We start from the raw sequence: 18156 nt of genomic DNA, 5'->3' as shown, positions 1-18156 counted from the left end.
TATTCAATTGTACTTCAAAATGCTAGTAAGTGAGTGACCAAAAAGTGACCACTTTTAAAATTTTTAATGCATTTTGTAAAATTGTGAGAATCTAAAACCCTTTTAAATCAATGTTTCTGACGATTACAAGACTTACAGAACTGAACTAGGGGTCTTGCATATTCATCATAAATATTTCTAGATTCCTTTCGTAGCAAGGGGTTGAGCCTTGTTTTTTTAATATTGTTGCTTTATTTTGCAGCTGTCACAGCAGGTACTTTCTTGGAAGAAAGCGCCTTGAAGTACACTATTGATTATATCATTTTTGAGCAGTAACTTAAATCCCTAAATTTGTACTGTTTTGCATAAAAGGGGGAGTAGTTTATTTTTCCGCAGATTTGTTTAAGCACAGAAAAACTGCCTAAGATGACATTGTTAAAATGTGAGGCTTATTTTTTGCATGCCTCAAGACATTGGCTTTAGTTTGATGCACGCAAAAAGAAATGCTGTCCGAAAAATGGCAAAATATCAGAAATTTTAGTATATTAGATATATTAAAGAAGGTGAATCAATGTCTGAAACAAATACACAAGTAACTCCTAAGCCTATTGATTTAGGTGATTATAAATTTGGCTTTCATGACGATATCGAGCCGATTATTTCAACTGGAAAAGGTGCGACAGAAGTTGCTGTGCGTGCACTTTCCCGAGCTAAGGGAGAACCCGAATGGATGCTTGATTTCCGTCTCAAGGCCCTTGCAACCTTTCATAAAATGCCTATGCCGGATTGGGGGCCAGATCTGTCTGAGCTTGATTTTGATGAGATTATATACTATCAGAAGGCTTCAAAGCAGGCAGAATATTCCTGGAATGATGTCCCTGAGAAGATAAAGGAAACCTTTGACCGGATTGGAATTCCAGAAGCAGAGCGCAATTACTTGGCCGGCGCTGTTGTTCAGTATGAATCAGAAGTTGTCTATCATAACATGAAAGATGAATATGACCGTCTGGGAATTATCTTTACTGATACGGATACGGCTCTCAAGGAATATCCTGATTTGTTTAAGAAGTATTTTGCGAAATTGGTGACACCGGGGGACAATAAACTCTCAGCGTTAAATGCTGCTTTTTGGTCAGGCGGTACTTTTATTTATGTTCCTAAAGGGGTCAAATGTGATATTCCCTTACAGACCTATTTTCGGATGAACCATGAAGAAACCGGACAGTTTGAGCGGACCCTGATCATTGTTGATGAGGGAGCCAGTGTTCATTATGTTGAGGGATGTACAGCACCCATCTATTCTACCGCCAGTCTGCATGCTGCCATTGTTGAAGTTTATGCTCTGGAAGGCTCTTATATGCGCTATTCGACTATTCAAAATTGGTCGGATAATGTCTATAATTTGGTGACTAAGCGGGCCAAAGCTGATAGAAATGCCACAGTCGAATGGATTGACGGCAATTTAGGCTCCCATACAACGATGAAGTATCCGTCTGTTATTTTGGATGGAGAAGGTGCGCGTGGGACCATGCTGTCAATTGCCTTTGCTAATGGCAAGCAAGTTCAGGATACTGGCGGCAAGATGATTCACAATGCCCCTCGTACCAGCTCTTCGATTGTTTCCAAATCCATTTCTAAAGGAGGCGGAGAAGTTAATTATCGAGGTCAGGTAACATTCGGCAGAAATTCTCAAAAATCTGTCAGCCATATTGAATGTGACACCATTATTATGGATGAACTTTCTCGGTCTGATACAGTTCCTTTCAATGAAATTCACAATTCTCAGGTGGCCTTAGAGCATGAAGCCAAGGTGTCAAAAATTTCTGAAGAGCAGCTCTATTATTTAATGAGCCGCGGCTTGACAGAAAGCCAGGCTACCGAAATGATTGTCATGGGCTTTGTCGAACCTTTCACCAAGGAGCTGCCAATGGAATATGCGATTGAGCTCAACCGTCTTATTTCTTATGAAATGGAAGGCTCTGTCGGCTAATAAAGAGCACAGATTTCATGAACTGTAAAAGCGGCGAATTCAGTTGTCGGTTAAGATCCGATTTCTGATTCGCCGCTTTTTTGCGTTTACAGTTTGAGAATTTTACTTTGCAAGTGACGTGTGCGGAATGTCCAGTGATGACTTGGCTAAGTCCACCGTCAGAGCATAGTTGCTGTTATCGCGAATGGTATGTTCAAAGTCGGTAGTATAGAGAATAAGTCTGAGCGTATCTCCTTTTTTGAGCTGGTAAATACTTGCTTGCAGCTTAAATTGTACAGTCATCCATTCTCTGGGAATGATATCTTCGATTTTTGACAGAACTGTGCGGTTTTGTAAATTGAGAACGCCTTTGCTGATAACCCGGTAAGGTGTTTTCTTGTAGGGCAGTTCACGAAGGGCTTCAGGGGAGAAATTCTGGCCGTTATCAATGCTGTTGAGCTCTACAATACTTGGCGAATCAGAAAAACGCTTTTTCCAGCCGAAATCTAAGACTTGAGCTGAGAGGATTCCCTTGCTGCTGCTGGATTTGAGCCTGATATTTAAGGTGATTTGGCCGTTGATGAGGAGGTCTTCTTGAATCGGCAGATCAACAGTTATTGCGTTAGCTTTTTTAGCGAAGAGATCTGCTTTGAAACGGTGATAGTCCTTGCTGTAGCCTTTAAACTCGGCAGCAGGATAATGATTGTCAATCATCTGCTGATCTTCTCCAAGAGAAAACTGAACAGTCTGATCGCTGCCAAAATGTTCTAAATGTTTCCATGTATGGGACTGTGAATTATCCTGCCAAATAACAGCAGGCAGCTGATAGCCGTTAGCCAGCCCTAAAAGTTCCTTCGTCAGGAGGGCATTCATGCTTTCACGAAAATCAATAGACTGCCAATTATGCATATAAACATGCTCACCCTGATGTAAAAAGGCATGTTTTTCTACATGGGAAGGCAGGGCATTTAAAATATCATAGACATGGTTAGGTTTGACATTCCAGTCCTGCAGGCCGTGCGTATAAACTACATGTGCCTTGACTTTGTGCGCATAAGGTAAATAATTGCGGTTATGCCAAAACTGATTGTAGTCGCCGCTAATACGGTCTATTTGTTCGGACTGTTCTTTGAGCATCTCTTGGTAGTGGGAATTGTTTCTCAAATAATCACCAGCTGTTAGATTGCGCGAATAGGTCAGCTCGGTAAGTACATCCAAATCTTCGCCTGGATAACCGCCAGGACTGCAGATTAGTCCGTTTTCCCGGTAATAGCCATACCAAGAAGAAATAGCAGACTCCGCAATAATAACCTTAAGCCCCTCAACTCCTGTTGTTGCTAAACCAGTGGACATGGTACCCAGATAAGATTTTCCGGTCGTGGCAACTGAGCCATTTGTCCAGTCGGCAATCACCAGCCGGTCACGCTTGTGGCTGCTGTAGGCAGCTGCCCTGCCATTTAGCCAATCAATGACAGCTTTGAAGGATTCAATTTGGGTATAATCACCGCTAGTCATAAAGCCTTCAGAATCTTTGGTGCCGATACCGGATACATAAATATTAGCAAAGCCGCGGGCCAGAAGATAGTCATTGAGGCTATAACTGCTAATATGGGAAAAGCTCTCCTGAGCGGGCCCTGTCGGCAGGTCAGGAAGGCTTGTGTCAAGCGGCTGAAAATCAGGCTCAGCAACCTTGATATGACCAGCTCGCTTGACGGGCAGCTCACCTTCCATTTGATGTAGTTTTTGGTCAGATTGCTTTTCGTTGATACCCTGATGATAGGGACTGGCGGTCATGATAACAGGAAGCAGTTCCTCGGTTTTAGGGCGGATAATATTGAGCTTAATAAGATCTCGTTTTCCATCTTTATCGCTATCAAGCGGTGCCTCAACATAAACGATTTCACGGGTCACATCAGCCGTGTCAAAGGTTGCTAAGCTTTTGCCATTAAAATAATGGTAACTATTGTCAGCTGAAAGAAAACCCTGGCTGACTAAGCGGTCAATGAGGGTCATGCCGTTTTTGGTGCGAGTTGCCAGCAGCTGATAGAGATTCAGCAGAAAATAATCAGAATCAAAAGTCAGTGGAAAATTGATTTCTTTGACAAAAGACTTGCTGCTTGTGAAATCGGCATGGGGAATGAATTCTAAAAGCTGCAGTGCAAGCAGATAGAAAATCTCATCTGTCAGCTCTTGGGAAGACTGTAAAAAAGCAGCAAAATCAGTCTTGCTGTCAGCAATCAGGCTCTGAAAGACATAATCTTTATCAGGGTTGTGAAAATAAATCCGACTGATGAACTCAGCCAAATTTTCCTTATTTGTTTGTTGACTGCTTAAGCGAAATCCCAGCTCCTGCAGCTCTTTTTCTGCCTGAGGGAGCGATGTCTGAATGTAGCTGTATTGATTGTAATTCATAAGGAACCTTTCAAAGTAAACGTTTTTAATTTTTCAAGAGGCTTTACATTATCTATTATACTTGATAAAATGGTACATGTCTAAAAAATTTGAACTCGGAGGATAAAAAGACAAATGGATGTTACATGGACTGTGAAGTATATCACAGAGTTTATTGGTACAGCTCTCCTTATTATTTTGGGGAATGGTGCCGTTGCAAATGTTGAATTAAAAGGAACAAAAGGTCATAAAAGTGGTTGGGTAATCATCACTTTAGGATATGGTTTTGGTGTTATGCTGCCTGCTTTGATGTTTGGTAATGTATCTGGCAACCATATTAACCCAGCTTTCACGCTCGGTCTTGCTGTCTCAGAACTTTTCCCATGGAAACAAGTCCTTCCTTACATTGCGGCTCAGTTTTTAGGAGCTATCTTTGGTCAGTTGGTTGTTGTAGCAACCCATGCACCATACTACAGACAAACTGAAGATGCCAATGCTATTTTAGGTACTTTCTCAACAGCATCAGCTGTTGATGATGACACAGATGCAACTAAGAAAGCGTCCTTGATTAACGGTTTCCTCAATGAGTTTGCCGGTTCATTCGTTCTTTTCTTTGGTGCGCTTGCTCTTACCAAAAACTATTTTGGCGGTGAAATTATTCAACAATTGAATACTATGGGGACTGATGTAACATCATCTACCTTTAAGTTTTCTCAAGTTGGTCTGACTGTAGGTGCTAATGTTAACTCTGGTTTAGCAGTAGCTCACCTTGGCTTAGGTTTCCTTGTTATGGCTCTTGTAGCAGCTTTAGGAGGACCTACAGGACCTGCCCTTAACCCTGCACGTGACTTAGGTCCGCGTCTTCTTCACCATTTCTTGCCAGAATCAGTTCTTGGTAAGTCCAAAGGTGATTCTAAATGGTGGTATGCGTGGGTGCCGGTTATTGCACCAATTCTTGCCGCTATCGCAGGCGTTGCCTTATTTAAATATTTATACTTGAAATAATATCTAAAGACCGGGAGAAATCCCCGGCTTTTTCTTTTTAACGGATAAATTGGACAAACAGATAAAGTACTTAGAAAAAGTAAAGCAGCTGAACTTGAGCATGACACCGAAATGGTGACTTCTTTCCCAACGGCTGCTGAAAAGAGCAGCAGTCCAGCTTAACCATAAGATTGAATGATGAGGTAGGAACAGATTTTTGCTGCCTTTTTAATAGAAAATGCCTGATGGAGCACATAATTTCTTGTCAAATAGCCATATTTTGTCTAAAATGGAAATATTAAGGGAGGATAGGACAATGAGCTTATTTGAACAAATGGATTTTCACTCGCCGGTTCTGAGGGTTAATGACCGCGATAAAAATATTGATTTTTATCAGAAGACTTTGGGCTTTAGGCTGTTTTCTGAAGAAAATGCACTGGCTATTTTTACGGATTGGTCTCATTCTGGGAGTCGTTTTATTATTGAAGAATCACCTGATGTTAGAACCAGAGCGGTTAAAGGTTTGAAAAAGCTGCAAAAAATAATTATCAAGGCTGATAAGGCCGATGAGATTGCGGCTTTATTAGCGAACGGGGCTGAGGCTGTCAGGATTTTTAAAGGGGCAAAGGGCTATGCTTTTGAAGCTCTGTCACCGGACAATGATCTTTTTTTGCTTCATGCTGAAGATGAACTGAGCACTCTCAAAGAAGTAGAAGAGCCAGATATCCGGCTGCAGGAGGATTTTAAAGGACTGTCTGCCTATAGGGTGGAAAAACTTATCTTAAATGTTCCTGATAAAAGTAAATCACAGCAATTTTATCAAAGACTTTTCCAAAATCAATTTCCGCTGTCTGTAGATTTTGTCGAAGGGCAGGGAGATGATTTGGAAATTGCTCCGCATATCGCCTGGGATTTGGAAATTTTGGAAGTTAAGGTAGCTCCAGACTATGATTTGGCAGAGCTGAAGGCCTACCTTGAAGAAAAGGGACAGGACGTCTATTTGGATAAAAAAGAAAAAGTTTTGGTTCTGTCGGATCCCAGCCGCATTGAAATTTGGTTTCGTAAATTACCATGAGCCATCAAAAGATAATAACTAAGATTCAGGACCAAATCAGCCAGCATATCTATTTAGGAGCAAGTCTTGCACTTTATGAAAATGACAGCTGGCAAGAGTTTTATCTGGGGGAGACGTCCCCTCTAGAAAGAACAAGGCCTAATCTCTTTTACGACTTGGCCAGTGTTTCTAAGGTTATCGGTGTTGGAACTGTTTGTATTTTCATGCTAAACAGCGGCCTTTTAGAACTGGATCAGTCTTTGCAGTTTTACTATCCTGCTTTTCATGATAAGTCAGTTACGCTGCGTCAGCTTCTGACACACACCAGCGGTATTGATCCCTATATTCCCAATCGGAACAGTCTGTCAGCAGCCGAGCTGAGAAATGCTGTTAATCACATTAAAGTGACCGCAGATAAGTCTTTCAAATATACAGATATTAATTTTATTTTACTTGGTTTTATGCTGGAAAATCTGACTGGTCAGTCCTTAGATATTCTTTTTGAACAGGAAATTTTTAAACCTTGGAACATGAGTAAAACAACATTTGGTCCGGTCTCCTCAGCTGTTCCGACAGTCAGAGGAATTCCATCAGGAAGGGTCCATGACCCTAAGGCTCAGGTTTTAGGTGTTCATACGGGTTCAGCTGGATTATTTTCAACACTTAAAGATTTGGAAATTTTTGCCAATCACTGTCTGACTGATGATTTTGCAAGACGTCTGACTAAAAATTATTCCCTTAGTGCTAAGGAGCGCAGTCTGGCATGGGATTTGGAAGGTGACTGGCTTTTGCATACTGGCTATACGGGAACTTTTGTTCTTATTAATATTCCCAAGCAGCGTGCAGCTATTTTTCTAAGCAACCGAACCTACGAAAAAGATGAGCGGGCTCAATGGATATTGGACCGTAATGAGCTGATAGCTCTGATCGAGCAGGAGTTAACAGCTTAAGCAAATAAAAGAAGCAGGCCAAGGTGGCCTGCTTTCAAAAAAATGGATAGAAAAAATTAAATGAAAAAGCTGGAAGCAACTCTGCCTGACTGTCAGTCAGCACGCAGATCCATTCCAGCCTTTTTACTTTAGAAAATTTTTTCAACAATAATATGTTCAATACCGGCCTCTAAAAATCGCTCACCTACTGGTGTGTAGCCATTTTTAGCATAGAAATTGTAAGCGCCCATCTGAGCATGAAGGGTAACTTTTTTAAAGCCTTGCTCTTTGGCAAATTTTTCCGCTGCTTGCAGAATTTTCCGGCCTAAGCTCAGGCCTTGGTAGCTATCAAGGACAGCCATTCGCTGCAGGGTCACAGAATCTTTTTGCTGATTGGGCAGAAGCCGGCAGGTGGCAAGAGGCTTGTCATTATCGTCGTAAAGGACGAAGTGAATACAATGCGCTTCGTCTTTATCAACTTCAATAGCTAATGGGACACCTTGTCCTTGGACGAAAACGATATTTCTAATTTTAACCGCATCAAGATAGGTAGTTGATAAGGTATCGCGTGTTTGTTTTATTTTCATAGGCATTACTGCTGTTTTTTTTTAAAATAGCAATCACTAAAAACGAGATTGAGACATACTATCCCAATCTCGTCTGCTAGCTTTAAAGGTTAAGCTTTTTGACCTGAAATAGCTTCAGCAGCATCGTCCATTGAAAGAACTTCGTGGAAGACACGCTGTGTCAATTCAGTCTTTTGTTCTGGTGTAAGGTATTTAGTATTTACACAGTAACCAGAGATACGAACGATGACATCTTCACCACTCATAATCTTGTCATAAACATCTTTGAGGCTCATAACGTTCAAGTTAACGTGCTGACCGCCGTTTTCGAAGTAACCGTCAAGAATAGTTACCAAGTTATCAACTTGTTCGTCAAATGTTTTACCAAGTGCTTTTGGTGAAACTTGCGTTGTCAATGAGATACCATCAGCTGCATAGGCAAAGTCAAGGCTTGCAAGAGAGTTGAGGTTTTGCAACCATCCGCCGCGAGCTTTGTTAGATGGGTTGGCACCTGGTGAGAAGAATTCAAGTTTAGACAAGTTTACGCTGCCATCTTCGTTGAGGTAAACACCCTTGTGAACTGGCGAGTTACCAGTTTGTTTAGAGTAAGCAACGTTTGAAGTGATAGTAAGAAGTGATACAGTAGCTTCAGCGTTCTTGTAAAGTTTGTGGCTGCGAAGACGAGTAGTATAAGCTTCAATCAGCCATTCTGCCAATTCGTTTGAGCGAGGATCATCTTCACCCCAACGTGGGTATTCGCCGGTTGTTTCATAGTCATAAATGTAGCCATCTTCATCACGGATTGGTTTAACAGTAGCATACTTAATAGCTGACAGAGTATCAACAGTATTTGCAAAACCACAGATACCGAATCCCATGTTAGCGCGCTGTTTAGTTGGCAAGAAGGCCATTTGAACAGCTTCGTAGTTGTACTTATCTGTCATGTAGTGAATGATGTTAAGAGCATCTACGTAAGTTGAAGTCAGCCAGTCAAGTGATTTTTCGAAGTTAGCTTTAACAGTATCAAAGTCAAGAACTTCATCGCGGATAGGTTCGATGTCAAATACTTTATAGTCTTTGTGAACATCGTCGTAACCACCGTTAAGACCTGTAAGAAGAGCTTTAAGGACGTTTACACGAGCACCGAAGTACTGGATGTTATGACGTTGTTCTTCATTTTCTGGGTCAAGCGGTGATACACAGCATGAGATACAGCTCATTTCACCGTAACCATCCTTAGCCATTGTTGTCACACCTTCGTATTGGATGGAAGAGTGTTTGTGACTCATTACCATACAGTAGCGGCGGAATGAATATGGCAGCTTGTCAGTCCAAAGAACTGTCAAGTTTGGTTCTGGAGCATTACCGATATTATCAAGTGTGTTCAAGAAACGGTAGTCCATCTTAGTGACACGGTGACGTCCGTCAGCACCCATACCAGCCATAGAAGTTGTGATGAAGGTTGGGTCACCTGAGTAAAGTTCGTCGTAAGCTTTAGTACGTGCAAATTTAACAGTACGAAGTTTCATAACGAAATCATCAACGAATTCTTGAATTTCACTTTCAGTAAAGGTTCCGCGGGCAAGGTCACGTTCTGCAAAGATATCAAGAACGATTGGTACACGTCCAAGAGAAGTAGCGGCACCGTTGATGACACGGCAGACAGCCATGAAGGCGATGTTAACCCATTGGATAGCTTCTTTAACGTTCATAGCAGGACGGCGCACATCAACTCCGTAAAGGTCACCCAATTTAACCACTTCACCAAGAGCTTGGTATTGCAAGTTAACTTCTTCACGAAGGCGGATAGATTCTTCATCGATCTCAGAGATAGCATTCCAGTCGTTAACTTTTTCCTGCATCAAGTAGTCAGCACCGTAAAGAGCAAGACGTGCATAAACACCAATAATACGTCCGCGTGAGTATGCATCTGGAAGACCGGTTACAGTGTGAGCGTGACGGGCACGGCGAATGTTAGACGTATAAGCACGGAAGATACCATCGTTAACAGTTGTAACGTATTTGGTGAAAATTTCGTGAACAGCTGGGTCTGGTTCATAGCCGTGTTCCTTGAGAGCTGTTTCAGCCATACGGATACCGCCTTTTGGCATGAAGTTCAGTTTGAACAGTTCATCGTTTTGGATACCGTAAATCAATTCATCATCTTTTGAAATATAGCCAGCTGGAATGTCAGCGATTGATGTTGGACGGGTATCCATTGGGAAACGGCCAGCTTCTTCATATTTAGCCTTAGTTTCTTCTACAATCTTTTTGATTTTCAAAGAACGTTCAGTTGGCCCTGCCAAGAAGCTTTCGTCACCATCATAAGGTGTGTAGTTAGCTTGTACAAAGCGAGCGATACTGGCCTTGTTTTTCCAGTCAGTCCCTTTAAAACCTTCCCAAGCTTTTTCAAAAACGTCAGTGTTAGTTTTAACAGTTGCCATAATGAAATATCCTCTTTTTCTAGTAACAGTCTATCTGTTACATTTTTCAGTTACATTTTATCACACAGTAACCGTTTTCACAACCAAAAAGCTTTAGTTGTAAACACTTTCTTTTATAATACAGATTGTTAAAATAAGCTTAACTGTACTATAAATGAAAAAATTAACTAAATAGAGTATAATGATAATAGAATCATTAAAATATTAAAGGAGATCTGTCTGCTATAAAACAAATAAGTGTTGCAGAGTATACTTTTTTATGGTGGGCCTTATATACGACAGCTCCCTTCTTATTTGAAGTTTTGTTAGCGCTAATTGAGGAATTCCTCGGCCTGTCACTCAATAAGGCAAGTCCAGTTCAGATGATTGGCCACAGAATTGTCACCAGTCTGGGCCTTTTTATTGGGCAGTGTTGATCTTCTGGTCGAAGAAAACCTTGGTGAGAGTAACTTATTCGTTTATGCTTTAGGATCCTGCTAAGGAGGTCCAATGTTAATTTTTCCGCTGATTAATGACACATCGCGAAAGATCATTCATATTGATATGGATGCTTTTTTTGCTGCGGTGGAAGAACGGGACGATCCCAAACTGCGGGGCAAGCCCTTAGTTATCGGCGCGGATCCCCGGCAGACAGGCGGACGCGGTGTAGTTTCAACCTGCAATTATGAAGCGCGAAAATTTGGAATACATTCAGCCATGTCTTCCAAAGAGGCTTATGAACGATGTCCGCAGGCTGTCTTTGTCAGGGGCAATTACGCCAAATACCGTGAAATTGGCATGCAAGTGCGAGATATTTTCAAACGTTATACAGATTTGGTAGAGCCTATGAGTATTGATGAGGCCTATTTAGATGTTACGGAGAATAAGCCAAAGATTAAGTCTGCTGTTAAAATAGCTAAATTGATTCAGCACGATATCTGGAATGAGCTGCATCTGACCTGTTCGGCCGGGGTATCCTATAATAAATTTCTGGCTAAATTAGCCAGTGATTATAATAAACCTCGCGGTTTGACGGTCATTTTGCCTGATGAGGCAGAGGAATTTTTAGCTGATCTGCCTATTGAAAAATTCTACGGTGTGGGTAAAAAATCGGTTGAGAAACTCCATGAGCTCAATGTGTTTACTGGTAAAGATTTGCAGCAAATACCAGAAATGACTCTGATCGATCTGTTCGGCCGTTTTGGCTTTGATCTCTATCGGAAGGCGCGCGGCATCAGCAATTCACCTGTCAAAAATAACCGCATTCGAAAATCTATCGGCAGTGAAAGAACTTACAGTAAACTCCTTTACAGCGATGAGGACATTAAAGTGGAACTTTCCAAAAATGCAAGACGGGTGTCCGACAGCTTAATAAAAAATGAGAGAAAGGGAAAAGTTATCGTCATCAAAGTTCGTTACTCGGATTTTTCGACCCTAACAAAACGAAAGACTTTAGACATAGCAACACAAGATTTTGCAGTTATTGAACGTTCTGCTCATCAAATTTTTGATAGTCTGACAGAAAATCATTTTGGTGTCCGTCTTTTAGGTGTAACTGTCACTGCTCTGGAGGATGATGCCAGAGAGGAATTTTCCTTAACGGCAGACGATTTTTAAACTTAATTGAGCCAACAAGTGGCTAAAACAATACCAACAGCATCCAGTCCAGCTAAAAAAGGGCAAAAACAGCCCATCTCTTACGTTTTAAGCTTTCTGCCTGCTTGTTAGGTGGGAAGTTTTTGATAGGATAATTTTCTCGATGTTTGAAATAGAGAATAAGGCCGATAAGATTTCCTCGGCCGGCAGCAGACAGTCCCCAGAGCTTAGGAGCGTTCAAACCTCTAGCTCGCGCATCAAGTTCGACAATTTTAAAAATTTGATAGCTGGTAAAGATAGCACCGCTCAAAAAGAGAAAAAGACTGATTGTTAATATGATTTGTCCTACCATCATTGTTATCACCTTCTAAATTTTTTTTTTATGATTTGATAAAATAAGATAAGCACACTTAAAATCATGACAAAACTTAACAGCAAGAAAAAATAATAGCTCTTTAGGAAAATTAAGGACAAAAGCAGCAGACTGCTTATCATCAATAAGTAAGTCAACAAAAAAGTCTGTAGTTTCTGATTGCTTTTGACAATATTAGTTATTTTATCTAGATGTTCAATAATCTTTCCATCTCCCTTTAACAGGGTATCCAAACTAACGTCATAAAGATCGCTGAGTTTGATCAGATTGATGATATCGGGATAGGATTTTTCATTTTCCCAGTTAGAGATGGTTTGCCTTGAGACTGAGATTAAGTCAGCGACTGTTTCTTGAGTAAGATGTGATTGCTGGCGTGCTGATTTTAGTTTTTCTCCGATTTTCATAGGTTACCTCTTTCTACCATTTGTCAAGTCTATCAACGGTTTTGAGAACTATTTTTTAAAGATATAGTAGATGTTTAAAGTCTACTGTATCTTTTTAAGTTGTTTAAATCTAAAAAGTGTACACTAAACCAACACCTTATTTTGTGATTTTTTTGATAAGGTGTTACAATAATAGTGCATAACCCCTTTATTGATTTTGGGTTGAAGTATAATCGTAAAGTTTGTTATGCGTTATGAGGTAATACATTGTCCGAATGAGACGATGTATGGAGGCAATCGTGTGCGGCTTAGTTGAAGTCGTTTGCGATTGTCTTTTTCGTTTCTCATAAAAGTCGGCGATATGGCAAGGATTGGTATGACTGGCTGAAGCGATATTGTGAATGCATTTGAAAAGAATCTTTCTGGCATAAGGGTTGCCGCGTTTGGTAATGTGTTCCTGTGCCAAAAAGTTTCCAGATTCATAGTGCCTAAGATCAATGCCGATAAAGGCGTTGATTTGATTGGCAGACTGAAACCGACGAATGTCACCGAGTTCACCAATAATGCTTGTTGCAGTTGTTTCAGCGATACCAGGAATAGAGAGAAGGATCTCATATTCTGGTAAAGGCTTAGCTAGAGTAACCATTTGGTCTAAGACAGCTTTCCTGCGTTCAGAAAGTCTGAGTAATTCTTGTGCATAGTAACGGATCTCTTCGAACATTGGAGAGGTTTTCTTAACGGCACAATAAGACTGATTGGCTAGTGCTGTCAGCTTCTCTGCTAAGTAAGCGACACGTTTGTCAGAAATCCGTTTTGAAGTGGACTGAAGGATGCTCTCCGAGAGCTCATCTTTGCCTACCTCAAGCACGAAGTCCTTGCAAGGAAACGCAGTAACTAAGTTCCAGTATTGCTCACCGGTTGGTGTTGCCAAGATATTTTCCAACTCTGGGAAAGTGACTTGCAAAACCTTGTGCAGACGATTTTTGGCCCGAACAATGTCCTCAGTCAGATTCTGATAGAAACGGCTGAGATCCCGCAAGTTTTGGTAGACTTCTTCTTGGACATAAGTCGGTTTACGATTCAGCACAAATTGAGATTGAGCCAGTTTTTCAGCGTCAATTTGATCGGTTTTACGCACACGCAAGCTATCCAGTTGCTTCTTAGCTTCTAAGGGATTAAGTCGTGTGTAAGCATAGCCATTATCTTCTAGAAAAGCTTGGAGACGGCGAGAGTAGACACCTGTTGCTTCAAAGATGATTTCTGGCTTGTGGACGGTTTTCAAATCGCCAAGTAGCCGAGCAAAGCCAATGGCATCATTGGGCATGGTATAGCCATGAACCTTCTCGCCGTTGACTAGAATAGCCACTTCTGAACTTACCTTACTCACGTCAATCCCAAATACTACTCGCATGCTATTACCTCTTTGTCTTGAATGATTCCTTGTTTTAGTGATGTCATTTTCAATACGCGACGTCTGGCGCCCCACATACTTTGATAACATTCTTCCTAAAACAGGTGTCTTGCCAGTTTTTATTGCGACGTCTAGCGTCAAAAGCACCCACGACTTAACAAGACACCTCTACTTTAACATAAAGAAAAAGCAGTGAGTACTTTCTCCCGTTGGAGATTTCCTCACTACTAATCTTAGTATGTTTTTATAAAATTAAGTCAGGCGGATAAAGTACAAATTTATGAGTTAGGTCAAAAAGGAATGAATGGTCAGCTGATCCTTAAACAAACTCTTTCCTCTACCAAATGTTATCATGCGGCTCTTTGATGAGAAAGAAAGTCCCCATCTTATTTTAAAATCTTGAAAAAGTCTTCTATTCAGGGTAAAATATTAGAGTATATAGTTAATGAGAAGGTCAGAAATATCAAAATGAAACATGTCGAAACATTTGAAAATAAAAAAGTATTGGTGCTGGGCTTAGCGCGATCGGGAGAAGCAGCCGCACGCCTCCTAGCAAAACTGGGTGCCATTGTAACGGTCAATGATGGCAAACCTTTTGATGAAAATCCTTCTGCACAGGCTCTCTTGGAAGAAGGCATCAAAGTCATTTGCGGCAGCCATCCTTTAGAACTCTTGGATGAGGAATTTGCTTATATGGTTAAAAATCCAGGAATTCCTTATACTAACCCTATGGTTACCCGTGCCTTAGATAAAAATATTCCAGTTATCACAGAAGTTGAGTTGGCTTATTTGATTTCGGAGGCACCTATTATTGGCATTACAGGTTCTAACGGTAAGACAACGACAACGACCATGATTGCAGATGTCTTAAATCATGCCGGGCAGCCAGCGCTTTTATCAGGCAATATCGGCTATCCAGCCAGTGAGGTAGCTCAGTCGGCAGTTTCTACAGATACTTTGGTTATGGAACTGTCATCCTTTCAGCTGATGGGAACGGAAAAGTTTCACCCGCAAATTGCTGTTATTACGAACTTGATGCCAACACATATCGACTACCACGGCTCTTTCGAGAATTATGTTGAGGCTAAGTGGAATATCCAAAAAAATATGATGGCAGCTGACACCATTATCCTTAATTTTAATCAGGAACTTGCCAAGGATTTGGCTGCAAGGACCAATGCTAAGGTTGTGCCTTTTTCAACAAAAGAAAAGGTTGACGGTGCTTATTTAGAAGATGGAATGCTTTGTTTTAAAGGTCAAGCAGTCATGAAAGCAGATGAGCTTGGTGTTCCGGGCAGCCATAATATTGAAAATGCTTTGGCAACAATCGCTGTGGCCAAATTATCCGGAGTGTCAGATGGGGCCATCAAAGAGACCTTGGCTCATTTTGGCGGGGTTAAACACCGTCTGCAGTATTTGGGTGAAGTCAGTGGGGTTAAATTTTATAATGACAGTAAGTCAACTAATATATTAGCGACTCAGAAAGCTTTATCAGGCTTTGATAACCCAAAAGTTATTCTGATTGCAGGAGGACTTGACCGCGGCAATGAATTTGATGACCTAATTCCCGACCTTGTCGGTTTAAAAAAGATGGTAATCTTAGGAGAATCAGCTCCTCGGGTTAAGCGTGCTGCAGATAAGGCAAAGGTGGCCTATTTAGAAGCCGAAGATGTAGCCGGGGCTGCAAAACTTGCTTTTGAAAGTGCTGAATCCGGAGACATTGTCCTGCTGAGTCCGGCTAACGCCAGCTGGGATATGTATAAAAATTTTGAAGTGCGCGGAGATGAGTTTATTGCGGCCTTCGAAGCTATCAAGGGAGACTAGCATGGCAAAAAAGAAAATTGTTTTTACAGGCGGCGGAACTGTCGGCCATGTTACTCTCAATTTGATTCTTATTCCTAAATTTCTTAAAGATGGCTGGGAAGTGCACTACATTGGTGATAAACACGGAATTGAACACGAGCAGATTAAGCAGTCAGGTCTTGATGTTAGCTTTCATTCGATTGCGACTGGCAAACTGCGGCGCTATTTTTCCTGGCAAAATCTGCTGGATGCTTTTAAGGTTGGCTGGGGTACTTTGCAGTCTTTGGCTGTTATTGCTAAAATTCGACCGCAGCTGCTGTTTTCTAAAGGCGGCTTTGTATCAGTTCCGCCTGTGATCGCAGCCAAGTTTTTAAGGGTGCCGGTTTTCGTTCACGAATCAGATTTATCAATGGGGCTGGCCAATAAAATTGCTTATAAGTTTGCAACGACCATGTATACTACTTTTGAACAGGCAGATACATTGGCTAAAACAAAGCATGTCGGCGCCATTACTAAAATTGACAGGAAAGATTTGAGTCAAGCAGCGGCGGAGCAGATTGAGGCTGTCAAAGAACAGTTTAACCCTGATTTGAAAACACTGCTTTTTATTGGGGGATCAGCCGGTGCAAAAATCTTTAATGATTTTATTTCACAAACACCAGAGCTGATAGAACATTATAATATTATCAATATTTCTGGCGATAAGGAGCTAAACAGCCTGAGCCCAAATCTTTATCGGGTAGATTATGTAACTGACCTTTATCAGCCTCTCATGGATTTGGCAGATGTTGTTATTACACGCGGCGGATCCAATACTATTTTTGAACTTCTGGCGATGAACAAACTGCATGTGATTGTTCCTTTGGGTAAAGAGGCCAGCCGCGGGGATCAGCTGGAAAATGCTGCTTATTTTGAAAACAAAGGTTATGCTCAGCAATTGCCTGAAGAATATTTAGATACTGCTAATTTGACTGAAAAAGTCGAAAACTTACTAGTTAATCAAGATTTTTATAAAAAGAATATGGCCTCGTCAAACGAGATTACCTCTCCGGACAATTTTTACAGTCTTTTGTTAAAAGATATAGGAACTGAAAAAAAGGAAAATAATGGCAAAAGATAAAAAAGACACAGAAAAGCAAGAAATTCCTTTAACAGAGTGGCAGCAGCGCAATTTGGAATTTCTCAGAAAAAAACAGGAAGAAAAGCTTGAAAAAGAAAAACTAAATGAAAAAAAGATAGCTGAAAAAAGAGCTCAGTTTCAGACTGACAAAGATGTCTCTAAAGAAGCCAAATCAAAGGCGAAAGAGCAGCCTGTGTCTGACAGAGATGCTGAGCAGGAAAAGCCAAAAGAAAAACAAGCGAAAGTTAAAAAGCCCAAGAAGAAAAGACCACGGGTCATTCCCCGCAAAGATTTTTGGCAGGCCTTTTTGGTAATCACCGTTTCAGTGCTGGTTTTGCTGTTTTCTTTGTTTATGGTCAGCCCGTTCAGCCGTCAAAAAAAGGTAAAGGTTTCAGGCAATAAAAATACCATTGAAGCTCAGCTGATTGAACGCTCAGGTATTAAGAAATCAGATTATCTAACAGCTTTGATTTTTGACAGGAGCCGTTTTGAGACTACCTTAAAAGCCAAGGATAAATGGATTAAAGAAGCCCATCTGATTTACCATTTTCCTAATAATTTTACGCTGAAGGTAAAAGAGCGCAGCATCATTGCTTATAGGAAGACTGACAATGGCTATATCCCTATTTTAGAAAACGGTGCACAGGCCGATACAGTCAATGCCTCAGAACTGCCTGAATCTTTTTTGACCATCAATCTTGATAAAGTGCAGGATGTACAGGTACTCGTTAAAAAATTAGCAAAATTAGATCAAGCATTAGTTAAGGAAATTAAGACTATTTCCTCAGCTAATTCGAACTCTACGAAAGATTTGCTTTTGCTGGAAATGACAGACGGCAATACTGTCCGTGTTCCTTTGTCAGAAATTGACAGCAAACTGCCTTACTATCCTAAAATCAAGAAGAATCTGACAGGGAGCAGCATTGTTGATATGGAAGTTGGTCTCTACAGTACCAATTCAGATATTGAAGCTGCTCTTGCCGAACACAAGTCATCTGCAACCAGTCAAAGCTCTTCTGAGGAAGAATCAAGCGAGCCGTCAGCGGATGACAACTCGTCTTCTTCGTCTGCCGAGTCAGGCGAAACTACTCAGCAGGTGACAGAAGCGACTGCTGCTCCATGATTTTCATGAGAATCAAGAAATTAAGTTTCTATAACAAAAAACGTAAAAAGCT

13 protein-coding genes and 1 pseudogene are annotated in these 18156 nt (G+C 41.0%); 8 read left to right on the top strand and 6 right to left on the bottom strand.

The features are described 5' to 3' along the window. Nucleotides 1-550 precede the first annotated feature (550 nt). Complete coding sequence (gene sufB, locus SRA_RS07410; RefSeq protein ID WP_003089378.1) at nt 551-1969, top strand: Fe-S cluster assembly protein SufB; 1419 nt, start codon at nt 551-553, stop codon at nt 1967-1969. A 102-nt stretch (nt 1970-2071) separates the two neighbouring features. Here sufB and SRA_RS07405 read toward each other — a convergent pair whose 3' ends face one another. After that, nucleotides 2072-4360 (bottom strand): Xaa-Pro dipeptidyl-peptidase, encoded by a 2289-nt coding sequence (locus SRA_RS07405; RefSeq protein WP_003089375.1) that lies wholly within the window; start codon nt 4358-4360, stop codon nt 2072-2074. 114 nt (nt 4361-4474) lie between these two features. Here SRA_RS07405 and gla point away from each other — a divergent pair, with 114 nt between their 5' ends. The 3 genes from gla to SRA_RS07390 all read left to right on the top strand — a co-directional run bounded on the left by gla (nt 4475) and on the right by SRA_RS07390 (nt 7327). After that, on the top strand, nt 4475-5344 hold the full coding sequence (gene gla, locus SRA_RS07400) for an aquaglyceroporin Gla (RefSeq protein ID WP_003089372.1): 870 nt from the start codon (nt 4475-4477) through the stop codon (nt 5342-5344). A 295-nt stretch (nt 5345-5639) separates the two neighbouring features. Then, on the top strand, nt 5640-6398 hold the full coding sequence (locus SRA_RS07395) for a CppA family protein (protein WP_003089369.1): 759 nt from the start codon (nt 5640-5642) through the stop codon (nt 6396-6398). Then, nucleotides 6395-7327, top strand: a complete 933-nt coding sequence (locus SRA_RS07390; RefSeq protein WP_003089365.1) for a serine hydrolase domain-containing protein — start codon at nt 6395-6397, stop codon at nt 7325-7327. The genes SRA_RS07395 and SRA_RS07390 overlap by 4 nt, the downstream gene beginning before the upstream one ends. Before the next feature lie 128 nt (nt 7328-7455). On the opposite strand, the gene SRA_RS07385 is transcribed toward SRA_RS07390, so the two are convergent. Then, nucleotides 7456-7893, bottom strand: a complete 438-nt coding sequence (locus tag SRA_RS07385; RefSeq protein WP_003089364.1) for a GNAT family N-acetyltransferase — start codon at nt 7891-7893, stop codon at nt 7456-7458. Between the two features lie 89 nt (nt 7894-7982). Next, nucleotides 7983-10316, bottom strand: coding sequence for a formate C-acetyltransferase (gene pflB, locus SRA_RS07380; protein ID WP_003089362.1), 2334 nt, complete (start codon nt 10314-10316; stop codon nt 7983-7985). Between the two features lie 489 nt (nt 10317-10805). Here pflB and dinB point away from each other — a divergent pair, with 489 nt between their 5' ends. Next, nucleotides 10806-11912: a DNA polymerase IV gene (gene dinB / locus SRA_RS07375; protein WP_003089361.1), complete on the top strand. Its 1107-nt coding sequence runs from the start codon at nt 10806-10808 to the stop codon at nt 11910-11912. A gap of 2 nt (nt 11913-11914) precedes the next feature. Here the strand turns inward: dinB and SRA_RS07370 are convergent. The 3 genes and pseudogenes from SRA_RS07370 to SRA_RS07360 all read right to left on the bottom strand — a co-directional run bounded on the left by SRA_RS07370 (nt 11915) and on the right by SRA_RS07360 (nt 14058). Then, a pseudogene (locus SRA_RS07370) lies at nt 11915-12246 on the bottom strand (hypothetical protein). Nucleotides 12247-12251: 5 nt separating this feature from the next. Further along, a complete protein-coding gene (locus tag SRA_RS07365; RefSeq protein ID WP_003089359.1) occupies nt 12252-12668 on the bottom strand; it encodes a helix-turn-helix domain-containing protein in 417 nt (138 codons plus the stop codon). Between the two features lie 187 nt (nt 12669-12855). Continuing rightward, nucleotides 12856-14058, bottom strand: a complete 1203-nt coding sequence (locus tag SRA_RS07360) for an IS110 family RNA-guided transposase (RefSeq protein WP_003089357.1) — start codon at nt 14056-14058, stop codon at nt 12856-12858. Nucleotides 14059-14526: 468 nt separating this feature from the next. On the opposite strand from SRA_RS07360, the gene murD reads away from it, so the two are divergent. From murD to SRA_RS07345, 3 genes are read left to right on the top strand one after another with little or no spacing between them, the layout of a single operon-like run. Next, complete coding sequence (gene murD, locus SRA_RS07355) at nt 14527-15882, top strand: UDP-N-acetylmuramoyl-L-alanine--D-glutamate ligase (protein ID WP_003089355.1); 1356 nt, start codon at nt 14527-14529, stop codon at nt 15880-15882. Between the two features lies 1 nt (nt 15883). Beyond that, nucleotides 15884-16981: a UDP-N-acetylglucosamine--N-acetylmuramyl-(pentapeptide) pyrophosphoryl-undecaprenol N-acetylglucosamine transferase gene (locus SRA_RS07350; RefSeq protein WP_003089353.1), complete on the top strand. Its 1098-nt coding sequence runs from the start codon at nt 15884-15886 to the stop codon at nt 16979-16981. Continuing rightward, nucleotides 16968-18104, top strand: a complete 1137-nt coding sequence (locus tag SRA_RS07345) for a cell division protein FtsQ/DivIB (protein ID WP_003089352.1) — start codon at nt 16968-16970, stop codon at nt 18102-18104. Before SRA_RS07350 ends, SRA_RS07345 begins: the two co-directional genes overlap by 14 nt. The last annotated feature ends 52 nt before the right edge of the window (nt 18105-18156 follow it).

This window comes from Streptococcus ratti FA-1 = DSM 20564 (assembly GCF_000286075.1).
Taxonomy (GTDB): domain Bacteria; phylum Bacillota; class Bacilli; order Lactobacillales; family Streptococcaceae; genus Streptococcus; species Streptococcus ratti.
Note: the sequence above shows the minus strand (reverse complement) of the source record. Positions and strands in the feature narration are given on the sequence as shown.